This window comes from Paenibacillus sp. FSL H3-0302, from assembly GCF_037982245.1.
GTDB lineage: Bacteria > Bacillota > Bacilli > Paenibacillales > Paenibacillaceae > Paenibacillus_AQ > Paenibacillus_AQ odorifer.
The window spans coordinates 6,340,960-6,365,816 of sequence record NZ_CP150284.1; the positions used below are offsets into that span (position 1 = coordinate 6,340,960).

Sequence of the window (24,857 nt, forward strand, 5' to 3'; positions counted from 1 at the left end):
GAATCTGATTAAAGTAGCTCAATGATTATCTAATATGCTAAAATATTGTCGTACCTACAGGAAAAGGAGATTATAACGTGTCGAAACCAGTATACGGTAAAAACGCCGCTCAGTCGAGAAATGTTGAAAAGATAGCTAGTCCGATATGGGCATTGGTTGTTGCTTTCATTTTATTTTTGTGTTGGGCCCCATTTCAAGTGGGATTATTTAACGGACAGCAATTAGACTTCGAGAAGCCAATTTATGTATCTTCATTACTAAGCGGCCTTTTGCTGCTAGTATGCCTTGGCTTATACTACAAAAAATTCAAAATTGATGAACAGAGGGACTTAGTAGCTTCTGCTTCTATATTACTGCCCCTGACCTACGCTTTATCATTGTTTGTCGCAGTTTCGCATTATACGTCGATGAATATGCTGTTTATTCAGAGCATGTATGTTGCAGTCTTCATTATAGCCTTTTATCTCTTGAAGCAAAAGCAAGTAAATGTTGTCATTCAAAATGCTATAATGGCGATTGCGTATTTTATAGTAGGTTTTGGACTCTTAAATTGGCTAGGCAGCAGTAAATTAGCTGGTGCTCTGGTAGGCTGGTTCTCAAATACCGTACGAAATGATATCTATTTAGATGCAGTTATGACTGACTCTAATGGCCTTCGTCTGACTTCGATCTTTCAGTATGCGAATACATACGCTGCATTCTTAATGGCTTTTCTCTTTGTAGCAATATTCGCGCTTATTCGCTCTAAAAAATGGTATGGAACCTTGACACATGGCTTTATGTTAGTGCCCATCATTGTGTCGATTTTGTTAACCTTATCTCGCGGTGGCTTAGTCTTGCTACCTGTAGTATTCATACTTCTGCTTCTATTCCTAAAACCTGCACAGCAAATCCTTTGGATTCTGCATCTTGGAGTTGCTGGAATTGTATCTTTGCTCATTACGACACCCGTAACTAATCTAGGAATAGAGTTAAACACAAATTTCACTTCTTCTTCCGCTTTAAAAGGCTGGGCATATCTATTAGGAGCTTCACTAGTTGTAGCTGGCCTATCTTGGGTCATTCAGCGTTTTGTCGCTCCATGGTTGTATGCAAGACTAGAGAATTGGTCGTCACATAAACGGACAGGTCTTTGGATCCCACTCGGATCTGTTGCTCTAGTAGCTATTGTAGCTTTCTTACTTATCGGTACGAGTGCAAAAAGCATCTTGCCTGATAATATGGAGACTCGTCTTGAAAATATCAATTTCCAACAACATAGTGTACTTGAACGGATTACTTTTTATAAAGATGCCATGAAGGTAGTGAAGGATTATCCAATCCTTGGTGCTGGTGGTGGAGGCTGGTCCTCACTATATGAACATTATCAGAATAACCCTTATACTAGCCGCCAGGTGCACAACTTCTTTCTTCAATTTTTAATCGAGGTTGGGATTCTTGGTTTTATCGTATTTATGGGTTTCATTCTGTATATTTTCTATAAGTATATTCGCGGGTATGTAAAACGGGATAAAAATGATTTTGAGAATGGCTTCTTCTATCTAATCATTGCTTTATCGATTCTTGTGCACAGTTTACTTGATTTCAACATGAGTTATGCCTTTATGGGGATACTCGTCTTCCTTGGACTAGCTGGGATGGCAGTTGTGATGGACAGCAAAAAGTTACGAAAAAATTGGAATAAAGCCGGTATTCGGCTTGGGTATTTCGCAGCTCTCACAATCGGTACTGTATTCTTGTTATTCCTTTCGATCAGCTATATTGGATCCAGTAATGCTGCTCTAAAGGGTAAGAATCTAATTAGAGTGAGCACTTCATATGAAGAAATTAAAGCGCCGTTGGTTGAAGCTTTAAAAACCCGCCCTAATCATCCTGAATCAGCTATCTCTTTATCTGCCATGGATATGACGGTATTCAAACAAACGCAAGATGAGCAATTTCTTGTTGAAGCAAATAACGTATTAACTCGAGCGCTAAAAGATGAACCTTACAACAAATATCTTTTAGCTCAAATGGCGGGCTACTATGATTTAAAGGGTCAAAGTGACCTTGCATACAATGTTTACCTCGAGAATGCTGATAAGTTCAATTGGGATATTAATTGGTATGATACTCTCATCAGCCGTTCCTTTACCTTAGGTCAGCAAGCACTTAATCAAAAGGATGAAGTTAAGAAAGAGAAGTACTTCGCAGAAGAGCTTGAAGCATATAACCACGTTCTAGCTGGGATTGAACATCTGAAGACACTTCCACCTGAACAATTACAAGGGCGTCCGTTCTCCGTAACACCAACGATTGCGATAAATGTTGGCAAGATGCAGCTCTTGGCTGGACAAAAGGATGAGGCTACAGCCACTCTCAAGCTTAATTCAGATGCTAATTACACGGATATTATGAACAGTGAAACTCCATGGGATATAAATTGGTACAGTTCACTCATCAGCCGTTCATTTGATTTGGGGCAGGCAGCTTACGCACAACAAGATGATGAAGATAGAATAGAAAACATGAAAGCTGGTTTTGTCATTGGGCTTTTGGCCTACGATCATGTACTTGCGGATAATGATCCTTCGAAGGCATTTAATCCGGATGTAACACTGAAGGTAGGAAAGATGCAGTATATGTCTGGAAAGATACAAATAGCAGCCTCCATCTTAAAAACAGCTTTAAGCCAAGATTTCGCAGATGCAACTAATCGAGAGGTTACCCGTTGGTACCTTGCTGCACTGGCGAAAACTGGTGGCGAGGATCAGGCACTATACGATTCGCTGATTGCAGCTGATCCTGCGGAAGCAGCACAAGTTGAGGCCATTACAAATTCACAATTTTAAAAAAGAAAGAAACCATAAAAGCGCGCCACTGTAATTACAGTGGCGCGCCTTTTTTCGATATATGAGATTTACTTATAGCCCGACCTTAGCTGCTTCGCTCTCGACAAGCTCTTTCATATAACGAAGCAAGTCATCTTTAAGCTCCTCGTGTTGAAGTGCATAATGAATGGTAGTCTGGATAAAGCCCATTTTCTCACCCACATCATGACGTTTACCTTCAAAGTCATAGGCAATAATTCGTTCAACCTCGCTTAGACGTGCTATCGCGTCAGTAAGTTGGATCTCTCCGCCTACACCCACCTGCTGTTCTCCAAGCATATCGAAGATACGTGGAGTTAAAATATATCGTCCAAGAATAGCTAAGTTCGAAGGAGCCTCTTCTCTCTTCGGCTTTTCCACTAGACGATTTGCCTTGTAGACACGTTCCGCCAAAGGCGAACCATCTACCACACCATACCGTGATACTTCCTCCCACGGAACAGGCTGAACACCTACAATAGAAGATTTATACTCGTCATATATGTCAATCATCTGTTTGAGGCACGGTTTGTCCGCTTCAACAATATCATCGCCGAGTAGGACAGCAAACGGTTCGTTTCCTATGAATTTACGTGCACACCAAATCGCATGTCCGAGACCTCTTGGCTCTTTTTGGCGGATATAATGGATATCAGCCATTTCAGAAGATTTGCGAACGGATTCAAGCAGCTCCCACTTCTGCTTCTCAGCCAAGTTAAATTCCAGTTCAAATGAGTTATCAAAGTGGTCCTCAATCGCACGTTTGCCTTTCCCCGTTACAATAATAATATCCTCGATCCCGGAAGCGACTGCTTCTTCAACAATATATTGGATCGTTGGTTTATCTACAATCGGTAGCATTTCTTTAGGCATTGCTTTAGTTGCAGGTAAAAAACGAGTGCCGAGACCTGCGGCGGGAATAATCGCTTTACGGATCTTCATCACATTAACTCCTTCTATCGTATACTCTTTTCAATTACATATCTGTAAGTACCCTAAAATGGCATATTTCTTTCAATTATAGCAGTTACAGCACATTTATGTCAGAGTGTTTGTTATATTTGTATATCTATTCCAATGAAATAAGAGGGCAGGAATTATAATCAATTATTGCTATTTTAAATACTTTGCTGACCCTATAATATACTACTATTTAGTATATGCAAATTAGGGTGAGGACGAGATCAATTCCGAAAAAAGGGCTAAGCAATACCAGCATCTACCTGGTAGTTACTTAGCCCTTATCTTTAACTCTTAACTCTTATTACTTCGCGTTCACCAATTGCCCACGCGTTACACCAAGTTGGTTAGTAGCCTTTAGGCTCTTCCATACCTGTGTACCAGAGATTTCACCACGCAGAGCGCGGCTGTAGAGGCTGATTACCTCAGCCACTTGCTCTGGTGTCTCTTCCAAGAACTCCACACGGTATGAAGATACTCCTAGGTCACGGAAATTATTCAGATACTCCGCACCAGACTGCTCGACAGCGTTATAGACGGTATTACGGCAGCCTTCATCCACACGAACTGGATGTGACATTCCAATACGGTCTTGCAAAGAAGCACGGTGCTCTTCACAAGGACGACCACAGTTCGTATAGTCTGTGCCTTCACTCATAAAGGTACAGTACACGCAGTGTTCAGTATGGAACATCGGCAAATGCTGATGAATAACAACCTCCATCCGGGACGTATCACTGTGTTCAAGCAGATCAACCATCTGTTGAATGTTCAAGTCATAGGATGGCGTTACTATGTCACAGCCAGCCTCAAGGAACAAATCCACTGCTTTATGATTGGCGATATTCAGTGAGAAATCACCGATCAGGCGTGGATGCACAGCATCCGGCTGCTCCTGGCGGCGGCGCAGATAATAATATAACGCGCCTGTATTACGCACGAGCACAGCATCCGGCTGCAAGCGAAGAATATTCGCGTGGTAGCCGTTCTCGCCCGGCATATGAATGCGCGGCGTGGCCAGCGCTATGCTGGCTCCTGCAGCCCGTACCGCATCTACTGCTGCCGGGAACTGCTTGATAAACTCGAAGTCGGCGTAGATGTTTCTCACGCCGGCCTCGAGCGCAGCCTGTACCTGCGGCAGGCTGCGGCACAGCGCGGTGAGCTCCGCTTCACCAACGCGCTGCGGTGCGACGCCCCTGCGGGTGGCGTCGCCGTAAACCTCGATCGCCCGTTTCACGTAGACGGGCGGTTTCGGGCGCTCGCCCGCAAGCAGCTCCACCGCTTGGCGGCGGATGCTGTTCAGCTCGCGCATAGGGACGATGACGTCGCCTTGCAGATGCGACTCCAACGCGTCAAGCTGGAACACGGTCCCGCCCAGGCGGCCGAATTGTTCTTCCAGCAGCGCGGTATCCATCGGACGCTTTTGCGCGGCTTCCAGCGCGAGCTCCGAGTCCACACGGACGGTAACGTTCTTCTGAAAGTCCGTCCACCAAGTCGTCAGCTTCTCGCCGACGCAGCCTTGCACTCTAACATGTACCGGAAATACCCGGTACGGCTTTTCAGTTTCATAAGTCTGGCGCAGCGCCTTATCTAACGCAGGGTCATTTGTCTTCCAAATGCGGTCACCGACATTTAGACGACGAAGATCCACATCATTACGACCGGCTACGATGTCGATGATCCAGCCTTCTCCGGCTTCGCCTTCCAGCTTCACACCTTTACGACGAAGGTCGTAGACACGACCGCCTTCTTCTTTTTTCGTTGGATCCCCAGCGTCAAAAACAATTCCGTCCCCACGCTTAAGCGGTGCATGAATACGGCAGACCACTCCGTCACGCAGAATTTGCTCAACCGTCCCCAAATATACACCACGGCTTTTTGGGAAAGTCCCGTCTACCAGTTTCTTATTGTTCGTTCCATCCAGGAAACCATGTGTAAACCCGCGGGAGAAGCTTTGTTGCAGCTCGCGCACCTCCTCCTTCGAAGGTTTGGACAGATCGCCTTCAAAATACCGATCAATCGCTTTACGATACTTACTAACTACATTCGCTACGTATTCCGGGCTTTTGAGGCGGCCTTCGATTTTAAAAGAAGTCACACCCGCCTCGATCAGTTCAGGCATTAGATCAATTGCTGCCAGGTCCTTAGGAGAAAGCAAATAAGTTACGTCTCCCATAGGTTTTACCTCACCATCCACCATCAGATCATAAGGCAGGCGGCAAGCCTGAGCACATTCACCGCGGTTGGCAGAACGTCCGCCCCACATTTCAGAGGTCAGACATTGACCTGAGTAGGAAACACACAAAGCACCGTGTACGAATACTTCCATCGGTAAGCGGGCTTGCTCCCCGATCGTACGAATTTGTTTCAGATTGTTCTCACGACCTAATACCACACGTTCCAAACTGAAAGGTTTAGTAAACTCTACCGCTTCCGGCGAAGTAATGGTCATCTGTGTCGATCCGTGAATCGGGAAATCCGGTGAGATTTCGCGGATCATTTTGACCAAACCTAAATCTTGTACAATTACTGCGTCTACGCCAGCATCCACGCATGCATCAATCAGTTCTTTTGCATCAGACAATTCATTTTCAAAAACCAGTATATTAAAGGTCAAAAATCCCTTCACACCATAGCTATGCAAAAACGCCATAATTTCCGACAGCTCGTCCATGCGAAAGTTGTTCGCTCTGGCCCGTGCATTAAACTTCTCTACGCCAAAAAAGATAGCATCCGCTCCGTTTGCTACCGCTGCACGCATGCAGTCCCAATCACCTGCCGGTGCCAATAGCTCCACGTCTTCTCTGCGTATTTGTTGCTCTTTCATTTATATCCTCCCAAACCGCCATTTGACGGGTCATTTCTAGTTGATTAACTTGATAATTGTATCAAATATCACACTTGAGCGCTATGCGTTTACCAACATTTATATAGAATAAAAGTCATAATGCTGTCAGAAAGCCGACTTCTTGCTTATTGCTCTTTACTCCATGAATGTTGTAGAACATGCAACTTTATTGCCCAATTCAGTGCTTCGACAACTAAATGTTGTACATAAAGCATCATTTTAGCTATTCACATTATGCCCAACTTGGATAACATTGGCTCCGAACCTCTAAAACAACCCTTCCGACAACCCTTCTATCGGTTTATAGTAACAAATATATGTATTTTTAGTAATAGGCCGCAGCTAACCCTTATCCACTAAACTCTGCAACCATTTACGAGCAAAACGAAAGTTAACGCCATAATCGTTCATAACATCCTTAGGTCGAATCCCTTTTCCCCCTTTATACAAAAAAAGAACGCCCCAAGCCAAATCGGCATCCGGGACGTTCTTCGTCTGATTGAATTACACGCTTCTATTCGTGTGTCAACTACGACATTGGTACTCTTTTAACTACTTGCTGCCTGTAAACCGAAACGATTGTAGTGTCTTGTCTAATAGAGCCTGCTGTTCTGCAGTGGCATTGGCATCATTCAGCGTAACGGTAATCGTGTAGACCACATCATTTTTACCAAACACAACCTGCTTACTGCGAAGAGGGATACCATTTTTGATTTGATGTGCAGTTATGATCGTAGCAGGGACATCCGCAATGGTAGACTCCACTACACCTTCTATACGAGGGCCTTTGGGATCATTATTTTTATTTTGATAAGCATCTTTGAGCACATTAACTGTATACTCCACTGAACCCTCGGGTTTTGAGTTGATCTGTAGACGTCCTCCGCTGAACCGATATTCAATCGACTGCGTCTCAAAAATATCCTGATAAGGTGTCCATAAACTTGGAATATCAATGGCATAACCGTAGGTTTTGGATACTTTGGTTAATGTCTTATTTTTGAGCGTCTTATAATCATCACTAGCGAGCCGCCCGAAGTTCTCCTTCAGCAGATCAAAATCAATATCAATAGAGGATATGATGGCTTTGAATTTTGCCTTATCGTCATCTTGCCCAGCAGCTGTTACATATTCAAAATAATAACGATACCCATTTTTGAGTATGAGAGCTTGATATTCTGTAGTAACACCGTTGCCGTAATTTAGCTGTAGCTCATTAATTTGTGCGGATACGCCCGAGATCTCCGACTTGTTGCTGTCTTTCAGAATATAAGCATCCGCTACAAAGTTTTCTTTAGTTTTCATTTTCAGATCTTCAGCCCAGCTCTCTAGTGTAGAACCAGCAGGTGCCGAGGTAACTGCCACACTCAGATGACTTCCCTGCTTACTCTCGTAATAGAGATGCTGGTCGTCCTTACTCCAATCTGCGGGAACCTGTAGTGAAATCCCATAGTCCTCATTATACGCGTCTCGCAATCCACTTTTCACCGTAGAAAGATCACGGATTTTTTTGCTTTTAGTATCAAAAGAAGGCTGGAAAGAGTTAAGTAATCCTGTATATTTAGCAAAATCCTTATAATTAACTGCTTTGTTATCCGTCAAATAAATCTCGTAGAGTCGACCTTCAGCATATAACAGTCTGCTTTCCCAGAGCGCTCCACTGGAATCTTTACTGATCAATCTAGCATAAGGTACCGCGGCTTTGGGGAACGACTCCCGATCCAATATCAACTCCCCACCTGCCTCGACCTCCCGAACCAGCTGTTCCAGCAGCCCATCCGCATCCACCGCAACCGCATGGTCACTTACATGAATCTCCACATAATATAGATTGTCCGCACTTGAAAAGGTAGCCACACTTTCATCTCCACCGCTATTTCCAGCAATCAGCCCAGAGGGATAATTCAGTGTCCATTGAAAATAACTGTTTCCAATTTGAGTCTTACCAACATCGCTGTCAATCCCAGTATCCTTTGGCGTATCTTCTTCATTGTCTACAGGAACTAGGGTAACCATTAGCTCACCCCCACTCCCTTGAGAGAGAGTCGCACCTAACACATCAGCTACAAAACGTAGCGGTACCATCAGCACGTCTGAAACCATCCGGGGCGCTGAGCCCAGTTTAACTTTGATCCCATCCTTCCAAGCGATATCACTCCCAATCGTCATCACCCCTGAATGAGCACCATAGGTTACTTTTACAACATTGTTCTGCTCTAAGGAAACAGTGCTGCCAAACGTCTTTTTAAAAACCCCAAGCGGGACCATAACCGTTCCATTCTCCGTATAAGGCCGCTCGATAGCCACCTTCTTACCATTCACCGTAGCTGAAGTACTGCCAACTTTTAGACTCAGCTGTAGCTTATCTCCTTGTGAAGCTAATGCTGTTTGTATGGGTAATATAGAAAATAGCAGTAATAAGGCCAGCATCGCACAAAATCCTTGTTTTAAAATTTTAAAGCCCATTTACCGTCCCCCTCTCCTGTTTGCTGATCACTCATCCGCGTGCTCGTCCCCATCCGTTTCATAATCATCTCCGCTTAACAACGGATCACCTTGAGTGAGCACGAGTTTACGGACGACGATATCCCCATCGCTTTGCATAACCAGCCGCACAGTTGCTCCCGGCAGGTAGCTTTTGAACAATTCATTAATATCAACTAGTGAGACCACACGATGCCCGTCGATGCTATACAAGACGTCCCCTTCAACAACCCCTGACTTGAGCGCTTCTGAAGACACCACCTTAGTGACGGACAGCGGGTCCAGCGTTGGCAATCCCACAATCGTAGACCAGCTCGCCTCCAGCTCTAGCCCTAGACTCGGATGCTGTACCTCACCATATTTTAAAAGCTGGTTGATAATATACTGCACAGTATTCGCTGGAATCGAAAACCCCATATTTTCCACACCCACCGCTGAGTATTTCAGGCTGTTGATTCCCAGCACCTCACCTTTCATATTTACAAGCGGCCCTCCGCTGTTTCCGGGATTAATCGCAGTGTCACTCTGGATAAGACGATAAGCCGCATCTACCTCACGGTTAAGACCACTTATAACGCCTACAGTCGCTGAGTTTCGTAGAGAAAAGCTAATCGGTGTTCCGATAGCAATAACCTTCTCCCCAACCACTGTTTTGCTATTCGCTGGAATAAACTTGGCGGGCTTTAAATGGGTGGCATTAATTTTGATCAGCGCCAGATCACTAACTTCATCCAGATAGGTTTCTTTAACGCTGTAGGTTTTGGAGTCCGAAGTGACTACTATGGCATTTTGCAGATCCTTGATTACATGAGCATTGGTTACAATCCATCCGTTCGATTTCACAATGATGCCGGAGCCATGCGTCAGATTGTACCGATCATCCGGGCCACTATTCCCGCCACTCTCGTCTTTGCCGATAATGCCCACAACAGAAGGAGTGATACTTTTAATAATTCCAGGTATCGGATCTTCTGCCGCTGCTTTACTAACCACCTTACTAGTACTATCAAAAGCAAACACCGACTGACTCCATACTCCCGACAGCACTACGCCGCACAGTAATAGACCTAATCCTTTCTTCACCAGCTTCTCCCCAACACTCCTCATTCCTCACCAGACCCTCTCTTTGCTCATGGATAAATTTTACATTATATTATTTGAAAAAAGACGCCTTCAATGCGCCCATGGCGTTAAAGGAGTCTTTTGGTGCAAAGCTGTTCAATTTAGTTCTTTCATTAACTTAACCAATGCATCACCATGGCATAGTCAGAGATCACAAAAACCAGCAAACTAACGGCTCCAAAACCAATGGCAAATTTGTTCTTCTGGGGAGCTTTCAATAGTCGAACAACCCCGACCAAAATCAAGATGGTAAATAAAATCATAAACACATCAAAGGTATGAAATTTAGACGGTCCTTGCGCGGCAACTTCTGCAAGCAGCATAACCTTACCTCCTCAAAAATGTTGTCAAGCAAGATCCAGTAATCCCCATATCACCTTCTATGTTATCGCTACCATTTGGGCGATGCAATAGGTTTTGTAGAAAAATTATGTATTTGTCGTAAAAAATATATTTTATCCCTGCAAAATCCGTAATAACGATGAGATTGATCACTGACAATTGGGTGTGCTTAGGGAAACGTTGTGAGCCCAATCAACTCTTTCGTCGTGAACGTTTACAATAGAAAGTCCGTTAACTGCTTTAGAGATGAGATAAATTGAGCAGTGAATTGGAATTGGAATTCAGAACTTAGAACTTAGAACTCTGGGCTCGAAATTTAGGATTTTAATGAATTAGGGAAATTTTCCCTAAAATTGATCGATTATCAGCTCATTTTGTGATTATCAGGGAGGTTTTCCCTAATCTAATAAACAGTTATTTGATAGAGTGATATGAAGGATTAATTATTCGGTTTTCAAGGAACTTTTGACCCTAATGTTAATCACTTACCCGTTAACCCTATCAACAGAATACTCCTCATTGAATCTTACTACGAACATGTCCTACATATGCCTACCTTACCTATTATTAAATCCATTTTTTCTATAGAATCCGTATAACTTTTGCTAGAAAGATCACATCATATATCTATGAGCCGTCTTTCGTATAATTACCGGATAATCCTACAATAAAAGCCCCGGCAAGATACCGAGGCCTTATTATACATAGGTTATATTACTTACCGTTTATTTAGAGGGTTTCCGCCGTCTCAAGCATAAGCGCTTCGGTCCGCTCTGTATCACGAATCAGAACCGGCTTCAGATACTTACCTGTGTAAGACTCTGTGACTGTAATGATCTTCTCCGGTGTCCCTGTTGCCAGGACGGTACCACCGCCGCTACCACCTTCCGGTCCCATATCGATGATATAATCCGCTGTCTTGATTACATCCAGATTATGTTCAATAACAAGAACCGATTCTCCGGAATCCACCAAACGATGCAATACCTCAAGCAGACGACCAATGTCATCTACATGCAGGCCTGTTGTAGGCTCATCCAAAATATAAAGTGTTTTACCCGTGCTGCGACGGTAGAGCTCAGAAGCCAATTTTACCCGCTGTGCTTCACCACCGGATAAAGTGGTTCCCGGTTGACCAATCTTAATATACCCAAGTCCTACATCCATCAATGTTTGCATTTTACGATGGATACGCGGGATATTTACAAAAAACTCTGTTGCGTCCTCTACCGTCATCTCTAACACATCTGAAATGTTTTTGCCTTTATATTTCACTTCTAGTGTTTCCCGGTTATACCGTTTGCCCTTACATACTTCGCAAGGGACATACACATCCGGCAAGAAGTGCATCTCAATCTTAATGATCCCGTCTCCACGGCAAGCTTCACAACGTCCGCCTTTTACGTTAAAGCTGAAGCGTCCCTTTTGGAAACCACGTACCTTAGCCTCATTTGTCTTGGAGAACAGGTCACGGATGTCATCAAATACACCTGTATAGGTTGCTGGGTTGGAACGCGGTGTCCGCCCGATTGGCGACTGATCGATTTCAATAACCTTATCGAGATTTTCTAGTCCACGAATTTCTTTATGCTGACCAGGACGCACCTTCACAGCCTTATTCAACTGCCGTGCCAAACTCTTGTAAAGAATCTCGTTGATAAGCGAGGATTTACCAGAACCCGATACACCTGTCACCGCTGTAAATACACCTAATGGAATCTTCACATTCACATTTTTCAGGTTATTCTCTTTAGCACCACGTATTTCTACCCAGCGATCATCGGTAGGACGGCGTTTAGCGGTAACCGGAATAAATTTACGTCCGCTTAAATATTCACCCGTTAATGAATTCGGATCTTTCATAATCTCTTCTGGCGTCCCTTGAGCCATAACTTGTCCACCATGAATACCTGCGCCCGGACCAATATCAATAATGTAATCCGCTGCCATCATCGTGTCTTCGTCATGCTCTACAACAATCAGCGTATTGCCTAAATCACGCATATGCGCAAGCGTAGAGATCAGGCGATCATTATCTCGTTGATGCAAACCAATACTTGGCTCATCCAGAATGTACAATACACCCATGAGACTTGAACCGATCTGAGTAGCCAACCGAATACGCTGCGCCTCACCACCGGAAAGCGAACCCGCTGCACGGCTAAGCGTCAAATAATCCAAGCCTACATTCACAAGGAATCCAAGCCGATTGCAGATCTCTTTTAAAATGAGATTGGCGATGGCTGTTTCTTTTTCGCTCAATTTTATCTCTTCAAACCAATGCTGACAGTCTCCTATTGAAAGGTCCGTAACATCAGAAATATTATGATCATTGATAGTCACAGCTAATATTTCTTTTTTCAGACGTTTACCTTTACATACATGACATGGCTTAGCACTCATAAATCCTTCGATAAATTCACGAATACCATCCGAAGCAGTTTCACGGTAACGCCGCTCGAGGTTAGGTATAATCCCTTCAAAAGCAACCATCGCATCTTTCTTTTGACCGAAATCATTTTCATAACGGAAGCGGACCTTCTCACTGCCTGTACCGTTCAGTAATTTATTCATATGATCAGGTGTCAGACTGCTTACCGGAACGTTCTGAGGAATTTTAAAGTGTTCACAAACCGACTTCAGAAATTGCGGATAGTAATTAGAAGTACTTCCAGTCCAAGCTAAAAAAGCACCTTCTTCAATGGATTTCTCAGCATCAGGAATAAGCAGGTCTGGATCGACCACCATCTTCATGCCAAGTCCATCGCACTCTGTACAAGCTCCAAACGGACTGTTGAAAGAGAACATCCGTGGTGCCAACTCTTCAATACTAAAACCACAAATTGGACAAGCAAAGTTAGAGCTGAAAAGCAGCTCTTCCTGGCCGATGATATCAACAAGGATTTTACCGCCCGAAAGCTTAAGCGCCGTCTCCAGTGAATCCGTCAGCCGGGTCTCCACATCGTCTTTAACAACGATCCGGTCTACCACAACTTCTATTGTATGTTTTTTATTCTTTTCTAGTTCAATATCCTCTGAAAGATCTCTTAGCTCCCCGTCCACACGCACACGTACGAAGCCTTGCTTAGAGATATCTGTGAAAAGTCCTTTATGCTCACCTTTACGTCCTGAAATGATTGGCGCCAGGATCTGTAACCGAGTTTTCTCTGGATACTGCATAATCCGGTCTACCATCTGTTCAACGGTCTGGGAGGTAATCTCAATGCCATGCTCTGGGCAATGGGGATGACCAATACGTGCAAAGAGCAGCCGCAAATAGTCATAAATCTCCGTAACTGTACCTACCGTGGAGCGTGGGTTCCGGCTTGTTGTCTTCTGATCTATAGATATCGCCGGGGACAAACCATCAATCGAATCCACATCTGGTTTCTCCATTTGTCCCAAAAACTGACGTGCATAAGCCGACAAAGATTCAACATAACGCCGTTGTCCTTCAGCATAAATCGTATCAAATGCAAGCGATGATTTACCTGAGCCGCTAAGTCCCGTCAGCACGACGAAACGGTCACGTGGAATCGTCACATCGATGTTTTTGAGATTGTGCGCCCTCGCGCCTTTAATTACAATATTTTCGTTCGCCAACGGAACCTCTCCTTTTAAAAAAACTATTTCAACTTTATTTCAAAATATTCTCAAAGCCTTATCAAAGCCTTTCGATCCCTCCCAAACCCTCCCTTCCAAGGGAGGGCCCCAAGGGTTGCACCCTCTGGACACCCGTATTTTCTGGAGAAGGAGTATGGTGAGACGTAACTTAGTGACTACAATGCTCAGAGCGCTTATCCCTACGGGACCGCTTGGACGTTAGCGCACTAACTAAAGACAGGTACATGCAACTGTCATAAACGTTGCATGGTGCTGTCCCTGCGGGATACGCATAAGTGCCAAGTGCATTTCGGGCGCTGTCCCTGCGGATACGCATAAGTGTCATAAACATCGCGGGATACGCGACCCTCTATTGATTCAAAAAGAACGGTCTAGGACAGCACCGTTCAATACCTATTTTAAATATCGGTGATACATTAATAGTTTATTACTCAGCCCGAAGCTCCAGCAATGCGTCGCGTAGCTCTGCCGCGCGTTCGAATTGCAGGTTCTTGGCAGCGTCCTTCATTTCAGCTTCCAGACGCTGGATCAGACTTTGTTTTTCTTTCTTATTCATCTTGCCACCAACACCTGTGAGATAATCAGCTTTAGACTCAGCAACCTTCGTTGCCTCGATGATGTCACGCACTTTTTTATTAATAGTGGTTGGGGTGATGCCATGTTTCTCATTATGGGCAATCTGAATGGCGCGACGGCGCGATGTTTCGCTCATCGCCTTCTCCATCGAATCAGTGATCCGATCACCATACATGATTACACGACCCTCAGAGTTACGAGCCGCACGGCCAATCGTCTGAATTAGTGAACGTTCGGAACGAAGGAACCCTTCTTTATCGGCATCGAGAATTGCAACTAAAGATACCTCCGGTAAGTCGAGACCTTCTCTCAGGAGGTTAATCCCTACCAGTACATGGAACGTACCGAGACGAAGATCCCGCAAGATCGCCATCCGTTCCAGCGTCTTGATGTCAGAGTGCATATAACGAACCTTAATCCCGATTTCCTTAAAGTAGTCTGTCAGATCCTCCGACATCTTCTTCGTCAAAGTGGTAACGAGTACACGTTCATCGCGTTCAACCCGGTCACGGATTTCGCTAATCAGATCATCAATCTGACCTTCTGTAGGACGGACCTCGATGATTGGATCCAATAGACCAGTCGGACGGATAATCTGCTGCACCATAGTTTCGCAGTGTTCCATTTCATAAGGTCCAGGTGTCGCGGAAACGTAAATGATCTGGTTTACTTTATCTTCGAACTCTTCGAACTGAAGCGGACGGTTATCCAGTGCAGAAGGCAGACGGAAACCATGCTCTACCAACACTGTTTTACGCGCCCGGTCACCGTTATACATCGCCCGAATTTGCGGAAGGGTAACATGGGATTCATCTACGACGATTAACATATCATCAGGAAAATAATCCATTAACGTATATGGAGTTGCTCCCGGTTCCCTGAAGGTTAGTGGCCCGGAATAGTTCTCGATCCCCGAACAGAAACCCACTTCCTTCATCATTTCAATGTCGTAACGTGTCCGTTGTTCCAAACGTTGCGCTTCCAGAAGCTTGCCTGCGTCACGAAGCACGGTCAGCCGCTCTTCTAGCTCCCGTTCAATATTGACTATTGCTACACGCATCGTTTCTTCCTTGGTAACAAAGTGAGAAGCCGGAAAAATGGCGACATGATCGCGTTCACCGATCAATTCGCCCGTTAAAACATCTATTTCAGTGATCCGCTCAATCTCATCCCCAAACAATTCAACACGAATCGCATGTTCACCCTGAGAGGCTGGGAAGATCTCAACCACATCACCACGTACGCGGAATGTTCCGCGTACAAAATTGATATCATTGCGCTGGTATTGAATATCCACCAGTCTGCTCAGAATCTCATTGCGCGGTTTCTCCATCCCAACCCGCAAGGACAACAGCAAGCTTCCGTATTCCATTGGTGAACCGAGACCGTAAATACAAGACACACTCGCTACAATAATAACGTCACGCCGTTCGAACAAGGAGCTTGTCGCGGAGTGGCGAAGTTTATCAATCTCTTCGTTAATACTGGAATCTTTCTCAATATAAGTATCGGAGGAGGGAATATACGCCTCTGGTTGGTAATAGTCGTAGTAGCTGACGAAATAGTCTACCGAATTATTCGGGAAAAACTCCTTAAACTCACTTGCCAGCTGGGCAGCCAGTGTCTTGTTATGCGCAATAACCAGCGTGGGGCGATTTAATTTGGAAATAACTTGCGCGACAGTAAAGGTCTTCCCTGTACCTGTCGCTCCCAGCAGCGTCTGGTGCTTCTTACCCTGCCGGATGCCTTGTAGTAATTCATCTATGGCATGAGGCTGATCGCCCTGGGGTGTATACTCGGACTCCAATTCAAAAGTCTTCGTACTGACGACAATATCACTCATTTGCCCGTCTCCCCTCTATCGTCTAAACTAGATTAATATATTATAATTGTTGTCTGAATCTTCTCTCTCCATACGACAGTAAAAAATATGGAAGATAAGAATATGTGTTCCCGTTCATTATACAGTGTTGCTTAGATCGATGCAAACCATAATACACAGAAATGTTAGGAGCTTGAAGCATGGATATTACCGCAATAATCGGCCTAGTGGCCGGACTGGCTGCGCTAATCGGCGGCTACCTCTGGGAAGGCGGAAGCCTTTCCGGACTGCTGCAGCTTAATGCAGCTTTGATTGTATTTGGAGGTACGATTGCCGCCGTAATGATCAGCTTCCCGGCAGCTAAGCTACGCTCCATTCCCGCCGCTCTGCGCATGGCTTTTGGCCGCAATCCTGAACGTGATGAAGAGAAAGCAGAAGAGCTTATCGCAATGGCCACAGTGGCCCGCCGCGGCGGCGTTTTAATGCTCGAAAAACAAGCGGAACTGCATCCTGATCCTTTTACACGCGAAGGACTGTTGCTTATCGTCGATGGCACTGACCCTGAGCAGGTAATACAGATTTTGGAATTGGAAATGGATGCGAAAGAATTGAAGCATGAAAGCTACGCCAAGATTTTTGAAGCCGCTGGCGGATATGCTCCAACGATGGGGATCATCGGTACAGTTATGGGACTCATTAGGGTACTGGGCAACCTTACGGACCCATCAAATCTAGGTACCTCTATCGCAGTAGCGTTCACTGCAACACTGTACGGAGTAGCCATCGCTAATCTAATATTTTTACCCATTGCTTCCAAAATCAAATCCCGCAGCCAAAGTGAGCTGCATAGCATGGAGATGCTGCTAGTAGGCATTCTTTCTCTACAGAACGGGGATCATCCGCTGCTGGTGCGTAAAAAACTGAACTCCTTCATTTCAGACACCACCACAGATGACCGTGCAGAAGCAAGAGGTTTTATATGAGACAAAGAGACCGGCGCAAACGGCGGGTAGAGAATCGAGAAAGCCGTGATCGTTGGATGATTACTTACGCTGATCTAATTACACTTTTACTTATATTTTTCGTTATATTGTATGCGATGAGCAGCCTGGACACTGACAAATATAATATCGTGACCGGCTCTTTATCCCAGACTTTCAAGTCGAGCAGCACTGTTCTTGAAGGCGGGGATGGTATTTTAGATGCTGGAAAGACCCCTGACAACAAACCAGAGAGTACAGATGGGAATGCGAACGCAACTGCAAAACCAAATGACGGTTCTGATGAACAAACGGAGAATGAAACACCTTCAGCACGGGAGTTGGCTTTTCGAGAACAAGAGGCGAAGCTTGCTGAGTTAATGGGTGTGATCACCCACTATGTGGAGGAGAATAAACTCGGTGAACAAATATTTGTAGCCGACAAACCGCAGGGCATAGAAATCACGCTCAGCGACCGTTTTCTTTTTGATGTGGGTAAAGCAGATGTGAAGTCACCAGCCCTTCCTGCTCTTCAGCAGTTGTCTGGCTTATTCAAAGATATCGGAGCAACGATCAGCATTGAAGGACATACGGATAATACACCAGTGTCATCAGCTTCACGTTATAACGACAATTGGGAGCTATCGGGTGCTCGCGCGCTTTCTGTGCTGCGCTTTTTCTTAGATAATGAAGGACTGAACCCGGACACTTTTCAATATGCAGGTTATGCCGATACCCGACCAACAGCAGATAATACTACGGTAGCAGGCAAACAGAAAAATCGACGCGTAGAGATCATTGTACTTCGACAGCTTCAAGAGGTGGAATAAAATATAGTTGCTTGCGCTCAGAGCTAAGTTCGGCGGCAGGGGCCTTTGCAATTACCACATTGAGCTTACAAGGGACTTCATCCAATTTAATTAGGGAAAACCTCCCTGATTATTCACCTATTATCGTATCCAATCGCGGAATGAGGGAATTTCTCCCTGATTATTACTCTTTTTAGTCTGAAATAGTGGTTTTACCGAGATGATAGGGAGGAATTCCCTAAAACCCTAACTCTCACGCTATAATCGTCTAAAATGAGGGAGGTTTTCCCTAATTCCATACTCCACTAGACCCTCAAACCACTCGATTGGGTTTACGAATACTCGCACAATCCACATAAGAAACACAAACAGCAAGTCCCCGAATCACAGAAACTTGCTGCTAAAAATATCACACTTGATCAGACTATTTTCCGTCCCCGATTTCCAATTATTCAGCAACTAACGCGCTATAACCAGCTGCATCTAACAGACCTTTTACAGCATCAGCATACTCTCCATCAACTTCAATCTCAAAAATCCAACCCCCGCCATACGGCTGATCATTGATAAGCTCCGGACTAGCTTCTAATCCATCATTCACCTTGGTAACCGTCCCAGAGACGGGCGAATACAACTCCGATACCGTCTTAACGGATTCGATACTGCCTACGCTGTCACCGGCCGAAATGGTCGATCCTACCTCAGGAAACTCAACAAATACGATGTCGCCTAATAAATGCTGAGCATGGTCCGTAATCCCAACACGTACTACTCGTCCTTCTACTTGCTGTGCCCATTCATGCTCTTCGCTGTAAAGAAGGTTGTCTAATACTTCACTCATTTCAAGCCGCCTCATTTCCAATTTGGAGTTCTAAATTTAGTTATAGCCTAAGTTATCCCGGCTCACAATGTCAATATTACTAACAGGAAATTTAAATTTGTCATTTTTTCGACGTTTTCTTGTTGACAGCGCCCGACTATACCCGTTTAATGGAGACATACAAGAAGAAATGACGTTGTCGTCTTTTTATAGACAATAACCGTTTCTCGAAGAAATATAATTGCGGATGATGGCATAGGGAGAGACTGTCTCACTTGAAGACGGCGCCGAAGGAGTAAGCCCTAACAGGGGTGAATCTCTCAGGCAAAAGGACCTTTGTCGGACGTATCTCTGGAGAGCATCAGACGCAAGGCTAGATGCGTCAGATCACCAACGGGGAAACCTGCAAGCTAGTTACGGCAGGGTAACTCTCAGGTACAACGGACAGAGCAGAAAGCGATTTGTGCATTTATGCATGATTGCTTCTGCCTGTCCTTTTTTCGTATGTAATCAGATCAAGGGGAGTGACGACATGGATGCTTTGAGAAGAACACCTTTTTATGATCTCTATTCCGCTTATGCGGAGTCCAGGTGCATTGACTTCGGTGGCTGGGAGCTGCCAGTACAGTTTACAGGTATCGTGAAAGAGCACGAAGCCGTTCGCCAGCAGGCTGGGCTGTTCGATGTCTCGCATATGGGTGAATTCATGGTGATTGGGAGCGGTGCAGAAGCCTTTTTGCAAAAAATGACAACCAATGATGTCAGCCGCCTCACGGATGGTGCGGCACAATATACGCTGCTCTGTTATCCAAATGGCGGAGTTGTCGACGATCTACTCGTGTATCGCCTAAGCGAAGGGCGTTATATGCTCGTCGTTAATGCCTCCAACATCGACAAGGACTTCCAGTGGCTGCAAGAGCATTTGACCTCTGAATTCGGCGAAGTCACGCTCACTAATGTCTCTGACGAGACGCTTTTGCTCGCCTTGCAGGGTCCTCTGGCAGAGACCATTCTCGCGGAAGTTACTGATGCCCCTATTTCAGCACTCAAGTCTTTCCATTTCATCGAACGCGCTACCGTTTGCGGTGTAGAGGTACTTATCTCCCGTACGGGTTATACCGGTGAAGATGGCTTCGAGATTTACGCTCCGCTGGAAGGTGCAGAAACGTTATGGAACGGACTGCTTGCAGCAGGCGCGCCCCACGGATTAACACCTGCTGGACTGGGTGCACGGGATACCCTGCGTTTTGAGGCGAAATTACCATTGTACGGTCAGGAGCTATCTGCTGACATCACCCCGCTTGAAGCAGGAGTACAGTTCTTCGTGAAGCTGGACAAAATAGACTTTATCGGACGCGATGCACTAATACAGCAAAAAGAAGCTGGCATTCCCCGTCGCCTTGTCGGCCTAGAAATGATTGATCGAGGCATTCCACGCTCCCATTATCCTGTTTGGGCAGATGGGGTTAAGATTGGTGAGGTCACAACCGGAACGCAGTCCCCTACGCTGAAACGTAACCTGGGGTTGGCTTTGATTGATGCTGCTTACAGTGAAATAGGCACAGAGGTTTACGTGGAGATACGCGGTAAGCAGCTTAAGGCTGTAGTGATTAAGGCCCCTTTTTACAAGTATAAACGCCTTTAGCGTCCATATAAGGACGGTGAGCTTTTAAGCGAGAAATAGAAGGATAAAGTATAGCGTGAAAATTGTACTTTCTTATATTTTAAAAAAGCCAAGGAGTGAAACCTTAATGAAGCACCGTTATCTGCCCATGACAGAACAGGACCGCGTAGAGATGATGGAGACCGTCGGGATTCAGTCTATAGATGAGCTGTTCTCCGATATTCCTGAAGCGGTACGTTACCAAGGCACTATGCCGATGTCTGAACCACTCGATGAATACGCCCTGCTGCGCCACATGAAAGGTTTGGCTGACCAAAATGCCGACTTTGATTCTCACGCCAGCTTCCTCGGCGCCGGATTATACGATCATCACATCCCTGTGGTCATCAACCATGTCATTTCCCGTTCTGAATTCTACACTGCCTACACTCCTTATCAACCGGAGATCAGCCAAGGTGAGCTGCAAGCGATCTTCGAATTCCAATCCTACATTTGCGAACTAACCGGTATGAAAGTTGCCAATGCCAGTATGTATGATGGCGCTACAGCTTTATCCGAAGCAGCGGTTCTCGCGGCTGGTGCTACCAAACGCAAAAAATTAATCGTCTCCCGTACCGTTCATCCTGAGGCTCGCCAAGTGCTACGTACTTCGGCTAATGCTTGGGGTCTGGAGGTGGTGGAGATTGACTATAAAGACGGTGTTACCGATCAAGCTAAACTTGCTGAAGCTATCGATGGTGATACTGCCGCAGTACTGGTGCAATCGCCTAACTTCTTCGGCAGCATTGAGGATCTTCGCTCGGTTGAGCCGCTGATTCACGCGGTTAAAGGTCTTCTTGTAGTCAGCGCCAACCCAATAGCTCTTGGTGTACTTGAAACTCCGGGCAAACTTGGAGCCGACATCGTAGTCGGTGATGCTCAGCCACTCGGTATTCCAGCTTCTCTCGGGGGTCCAACTTGCGGATTCTTTGCCGTAGCTGATCACCTGATGCGCCGCATGCCAGGCCGGATCGTTGGCCAAACGGTAGACCGTAACGGTAAACGTGGCTTCGTTCTTACACTTCAAGCGCGTGAACAGCATATTCGTCGTGAAAAAGCGACATCGAATATCTGCTCCAATCAGGCACTGCTGGCTCTCTGCGCATCCGTCTACTTGTCCGTTATGGGCAAAGAAGGCATGCGTGACGTAGGCGAACTAAATATTCGCAAAAGCCATTACGCTGCTAATAAACTTAGCGGACTAACAGGTGCTGAACTTGCCTTCTCCTCCCCATTCTTTAACGAATTTGTTGTGAAGCTTCCTGAAGGCAGCAGCGTGACCGCTATTAATTCTAAGCTGCTGAAGGACGGTTATCTCGGCGGTTATGATCTGGGTCGTGATTATCCTGAACTTGCTGGACATATGCTGGTTGCCGTAACGGAAAAAAGAAGCAAAACCGAAATCGACCAATTCGCTAGCGCACTGGAGGGCTGTTTATGAAACCGGAGCAAAGTCTAATTTTTGAATTAAGCCGTCCCGGCCGTTCGGCCTATTCTTTGCCACTATGCGATGTACCACAGGAAGAAACCTTGGAGTCTCTGATTCCATCAGGTTTACTCCGTAGCGAACCCGTCGTACTTCCAGAAGTATCGGAAGTGGATGTCATTCGCCACTACACTTCTCTTTCACGTCGTAACTTTGGTGTAGACAATGGCTTCTATCCACTCGGTTCATGCACGATGAAATACAATCCGAAGATTAACGAAGATGTTGCCCGCTTCTCCGGCTTCGCCAAAATTCATCCCTACCAACCGGAAGAAAGTATTCAAGGCGCACTGGAATTAATGTATACCCTGCAAAATGATCTGTCCGCGCTGACGGGCATGGATGCTGTATCCTTACAGCCTGCCGCAGGTGCGCATGGTGAATGGACCGGCCTCATGATGATCCGCGCCTACCATGAAAGTCGCGGCGAGACCCGCACTAAGGTTATCGTGCCGGATTCCTCGCACGGAACCAATCCTGCTAGTGCCTCAGCAGCAGGACTTGAAACGATCACGATCCCTTCCACAGATAAAGGAATGGTCGATCTTGAAGCACTGAAGGCAGCCGTCGGTAGCGACACAGCCGCACTAATGCTGACTAACCCAAGCACACTCGGCTTGTTCGAGACCCAAATCGTCGAGATTGCTGAGATCGTGCATGAAGCAGGGGGCTTACTCTATTACGATGGAGCCAACTCCAATGCCATTATGGGCATTACCCGACCTGGCGACATGGGCTTTGACGTTGTGCATCTGAACTTGCATAAGACAATGAGCACCCCACATGGCGGTGGCGGCCCTGGAGCCGGACCAGTCGGCGTAAAATCCATCTTGATTCCATTCCTACCACAACCTACTGTGGTGAAGAATGAAGATAGCAGCTTCTCACTTCACTTCGGTGGTCCTGAATCTATTGGACGCGTGAAAGCTTTTTATGGAAACTTTGGTATTCTGGTTCGTGCCTATGCCTATATCCGCACCTATGGTCCAGACGGACTGCGTGAGGTATCCGAAAATGCTGTGCTGAATGCGAACTATATGATGCACCGTCTGGCGCCGTATTTTGAAATCCCATATCCGGGTGTATGTAAGCATGAATTCGTTATGTCCGGCAAAAACCTCAAGCAATATGGCGTGCGCACCTTAGACGTTGCTAAACGATTGCTCGACTTCGGCTACCACCCGCCAACCGTGTACTTCCCTCTGACTGTTGAGGAATGCATGATGATCGAGCCGACGGAAACCGAAAGTAAAGAAACGCTAGACGGTTTCATCGATACGATGATTCAGATCGTTAAAGAAGCACAGGAGACACCGGAAATCGTAATCAACGCACCGCATACTACAGAGATTAGCCGTTTGGATGAGACACAGGCTGCGCGTAAGCCGGTTTTGAATTGTTCTTGCGGTTAATATTTCAATAATAAATCGAGTAGGAGGGGGCGGCGAGCCCCCGGCCTCTCACACCACCGTACGTACCGTTCGGTATACGGCGGTATTCCGTAAGGAGTTGTATCTGTCCAATACACTCTTTAATCCATTGGATTCCCAATATTGGTTATTCAATGCACGTTGCAGATTTGGACTCCCTGCAATTCGCCAATACCCTTTCCGAGTATTTCCCCACTCAAAAGGCTTATATCCTTAGGCACGCCTAAGGATATAAGCCTTTTGACTTTGGTTCTCGGGTTCTTCCATTGCTTCCAGAGACACATTCGCAATCTCCTTCGAATCCACATATCCATCGCTTTAAAGGCACTTGGCGTATCCGCCAGCGAGAAATATCCGTGCCATCCCATCAAGTATCGATTGAGCTCCTGGATTCGCTCTTCCGTTCGCATCGCTTTCTTCCGGGACGTTATCTCCCGAATTCGAGCCTTCGCTTTCTGCAAGGACTGTTTTGCTATCCTCACCTTGGGCTCTTTATCGCTACTAAAGCAAAACCCAAGAAATTTCCGTCTCCATGGGCGGTCCACCGCACTCTTCGCTTGGTTCACCTTTAGTTTTAGTCTTGTCTCAATGAATCTGGTGACGGATGCCTTCACTCGCTCTCCTGCTCTTAGTGTTTTTACATAGATGTTACAGTCGTCCGCATAACGGACGAAGCGGTGTCCACTTTTCTCGAGTTCCTTGTCGAGCTTGTCCAAAACGATGTTAGATAACAACGGACTGAGTGGACCACCTTGCGGTGTCCCTTCTGTTGTCGTATTTACTAGCCCGTTCTCCATAACACCTGACTGAGGATATTTACGAATCAGCAGGAGAACTTTCTTGTCCTTCACTTTAGCCGAAATCTTCATCATCAGTCGGTCATGGTTGACGCGATCAAAGAATTTCTCCAAGTCTAGATCGACTACGAATCGATATCCCTCTTTCATGAATGCTCTGGCTTTCCTTACCGCATCATGCCCTTGTCTTTTCGGACGAAATCCATAACTATCGGCTGGGCGCACTAAATAAAGGAGACCACTTA

The 24,857-nt window shown here is 45.7% G+C and carries 14 protein-coding genes, 1 pseudogene and 1 riboswitch; of the genes and pseudogenes, 6 read left to right on the plus strand and 9 right to left on the minus strand.

Going from position 1 to position 24,857, the window contains the following annotated elements; genetic code table 11:
- The first annotated feature begins 77 nt into the window (after positions 1–77).
- Complete coding sequence (locus tag MHH50_RS28315; protein ID WP_340033745.1) at positions 78–2,831, plus strand: O-antigen ligase family protein; 2,754 nt, start codon at positions 78–80, stop codon at positions 2,829–2,831.
- Between the two features lie 72 nt (positions 2,832–2,903).
- On the opposite strand, the gene galU is transcribed toward MHH50_RS28315, so the two are convergent.
- The 7 genes from galU to uvrB all read right to left on the minus strand — a co-directional run bounded on the left by galU (position 2,904) and on the right by uvrB (position 16,648).
- Positions 2,904–3,791, minus strand: a complete 888-nt coding sequence (gene galU, locus MHH50_RS28320) for a UTP--glucose-1-phosphate uridylyltransferase GalU (RefSeq protein WP_076099650.1) — start codon at positions 3,789–3,791, stop codon at positions 2,904–2,906.
- Between the two features lie 322 nt (positions 3,792–4,113).
- Complete coding sequence (locus MHH50_RS28325; RefSeq protein WP_340033746.1) at positions 4,114–6,636, minus strand: DUF3656 domain-containing protein; 2,523 nt, start codon at positions 6,634–6,636, stop codon at positions 4,114–4,116.
- Positions 6,637–7,209: 573 nt separating this feature from the next.
- A complete protein-coding gene (locus MHH50_RS28330; protein ID WP_340033747.1) occupies positions 7,210–9,123 on the minus strand; it encodes a stalk domain-containing protein in 1,914 nt (637 codons plus the stop codon).
- 27 nt (positions 9,124–9,150) lie between these two features.
- Positions 9,151–10,200: a trypsin-like peptidase domain-containing protein gene (locus MHH50_RS28335; RefSeq protein WP_254847751.1), complete on the minus strand. Its 1,050-nt coding sequence runs from the start codon at positions 10,198–10,200 to the stop codon at positions 9,151–9,153.
- A gap of 176 nt (positions 10,201–10,376) precedes the next feature.
- Positions 10,377–10,586 carry a DUF2759 family protein gene (locus MHH50_RS28340; protein ID WP_036678627.1) on the minus strand — a complete coding sequence of 70 codons (210 nt, stop codon included), beginning with the start codon at positions 10,584–10,586 and terminating at the stop codon, positions 10,377–10,379.
- Positions 10,587–11,334: 748 nt separating this feature from the next.
- Complete coding sequence (uvrA, locus tag MHH50_RS28345) at positions 11,335–14,208, minus strand: excinuclease ABC subunit UvrA (protein WP_076137311.1); 2,874 nt, start codon at positions 14,206–14,208, stop codon at positions 11,335–11,337.
- A 448-nt stretch (positions 14,209–14,656) separates the two neighbouring features.
- On the minus strand, positions 14,657–16,648 hold the full coding sequence (gene uvrB, locus MHH50_RS28350) for an excinuclease ABC subunit UvrB (protein ID WP_036678623.1): 1,992 nt from the start codon (positions 16,646–16,648) through the stop codon (positions 14,657–14,659).
- 179 nt (positions 16,649–16,827) lie between these two features.
- On the opposite strand from uvrB, the gene MHH50_RS28355 reads away from it, so the two are divergent.
- A complete protein-coding gene (locus MHH50_RS28355; RefSeq protein WP_076282453.1) occupies positions 16,828–17,610 on the plus strand; it encodes a flagellar motor protein in 783 nt (260 codons plus the stop codon).
- Complete coding sequence (locus tag MHH50_RS28360; RefSeq protein ID WP_076282452.1) at positions 17,607–18,437, plus strand: flagellar motor protein MotB; 831 nt, start codon at positions 17,607–17,609, stop codon at positions 18,435–18,437. The genes MHH50_RS28355 and MHH50_RS28360 overlap by 4 nt, the downstream gene beginning before the upstream one ends.
- Positions 18,438–18,864: 427 nt before the next feature.
- On the opposite strand, the gene gcvH is transcribed toward MHH50_RS28360, so the two are convergent.
- The gene (gene gcvH / locus MHH50_RS28365; protein WP_036678614.1) at positions 18,865–19,257 is read right to left on the minus strand and encodes a glycine cleavage system protein GcvH; all 393 of its coding nucleotides are present in this window, start codon (positions 19,255–19,257) and stop codon (positions 18,865–18,867) included.
- Positions 19,258–19,483: 226 nt separating this feature from the next.
- Positions 19,484–19,582: riboswitch (glycine riboswitch) on the plus strand.
- Between the two features lie 186 nt (positions 19,583–19,768).
- On the opposite strand from gcvH, the gene gcvT reads away from it, so the two are divergent.
- From gcvT to gcvPB, 3 genes are all read left to right on the plus strand, one after another.
- The gene (gene gcvT / locus MHH50_RS28370) at positions 19,769–20,881 is read left to right on the plus strand and encodes a glycine cleavage system aminomethyltransferase GcvT (RefSeq protein ID WP_076282451.1); all 1,113 of its coding nucleotides are present in this window, start codon (positions 19,769–19,771) and stop codon (positions 20,879–20,881) included.
- Between the two features lie 106 nt (positions 20,882–20,987).
- Complete coding sequence (gcvPA, locus tag MHH50_RS28375) at positions 20,988–22,340, plus strand: aminomethyl-transferring glycine dehydrogenase subunit GcvPA (RefSeq protein WP_076282450.1); 1,353 nt, start codon at positions 20,988–20,990, stop codon at positions 22,338–22,340.
- Positions 22,337–23,797, plus strand: a complete 1,461-nt coding sequence (gene gcvPB / locus MHH50_RS28380; RefSeq protein ID WP_076279168.1) for an aminomethyl-transferring glycine dehydrogenase subunit GcvPB — start codon at positions 22,337–22,339, stop codon at positions 23,795–23,797. The genes gcvPA and gcvPB overlap by 4 nt, the downstream gene beginning before the upstream one ends.
- A gap of 48 nt (positions 23,798–23,845) precedes the next feature.
- On the opposite strand, the pseudogene MHH50_RS28385 reads toward gcvPB, so the two are convergent.
- Positions 23,846–24,822, minus strand: a pseudogene (locus tag MHH50_RS28385) (reverse transcriptase domain-containing protein); the annotation flags it as partial.
- Positions 24,823–24,857: the final 35 nt, after the last annotated feature.

Coding starts and splice junctions, on each gene's coding strand:
- MHH50_RS28360 (WP_076282452.1), top strand. CDS start 17,607: ATGAGACAAAGAGACCGGCGCAAACGGCGGGTAGAGAATCGAGAAAGC.
- MHH50_RS28325 (WP_340033746.1), bottom strand. CDS start 6,636: ATGAAAGAGCAACAAATACGCAGAGAAGACGTGGAGCTATTGGCACCG.
- MHH50_RS28340 (WP_036678627.1), bottom strand. CDS start 10,586: ATGCTGCTTGCAGAAGTTGCCGCGCAAGGACCGTCTAAATTTCATACC.
- galU (WP_076099650.1), bottom strand. CDS start 3,791: ATGAAGATCCGTAAAGCGATTATTCCCGCCGCAGGTCTCGGCACTCGT.
- uvrB (WP_036678623.1), bottom strand. CDS start 16,648: ATGAGTGATATTGTCGTCAGTACGAAGACTTTTGAATTGGAGTCCGAG.
- gcvH (WP_036678614.1), bottom strand. CDS start 19,257: ATGAGTGAAGTATTAGACAACCTTCTTTACAGCGAAGAGCATGAATGG.
- MHH50_RS28355 (WP_076282453.1), top strand. CDS start 16,828: ATGGATATTACCGCAATAATCGGCCTAGTGGCCGGACTGGCTGCGCTA.
- gcvPA (WP_076282450.1), top strand. CDS start 20,988: ATGAAGCACCGTTATCTGCCCATGACAGAACAGGACCGCGTAGAGATG.
- gcvPB (WP_076279168.1), top strand. CDS start 22,337: ATGAAACCGGAGCAAAGTCTAATTTTTGAATTAAGCCGTCCCGGCCGT.
- MHH50_RS28330 (WP_340033747.1), bottom strand. CDS start 9,123: ATGGGCTTTAAAATTTTAAAACAAGGATTTTGTGCGATGCTGGCCTTA.
- gcvT (WP_076282451.1), top strand. CDS start 19,769: ATGGATGCTTTGAGAAGAACACCTTTTTATGATCTCTATTCCGCTTAT.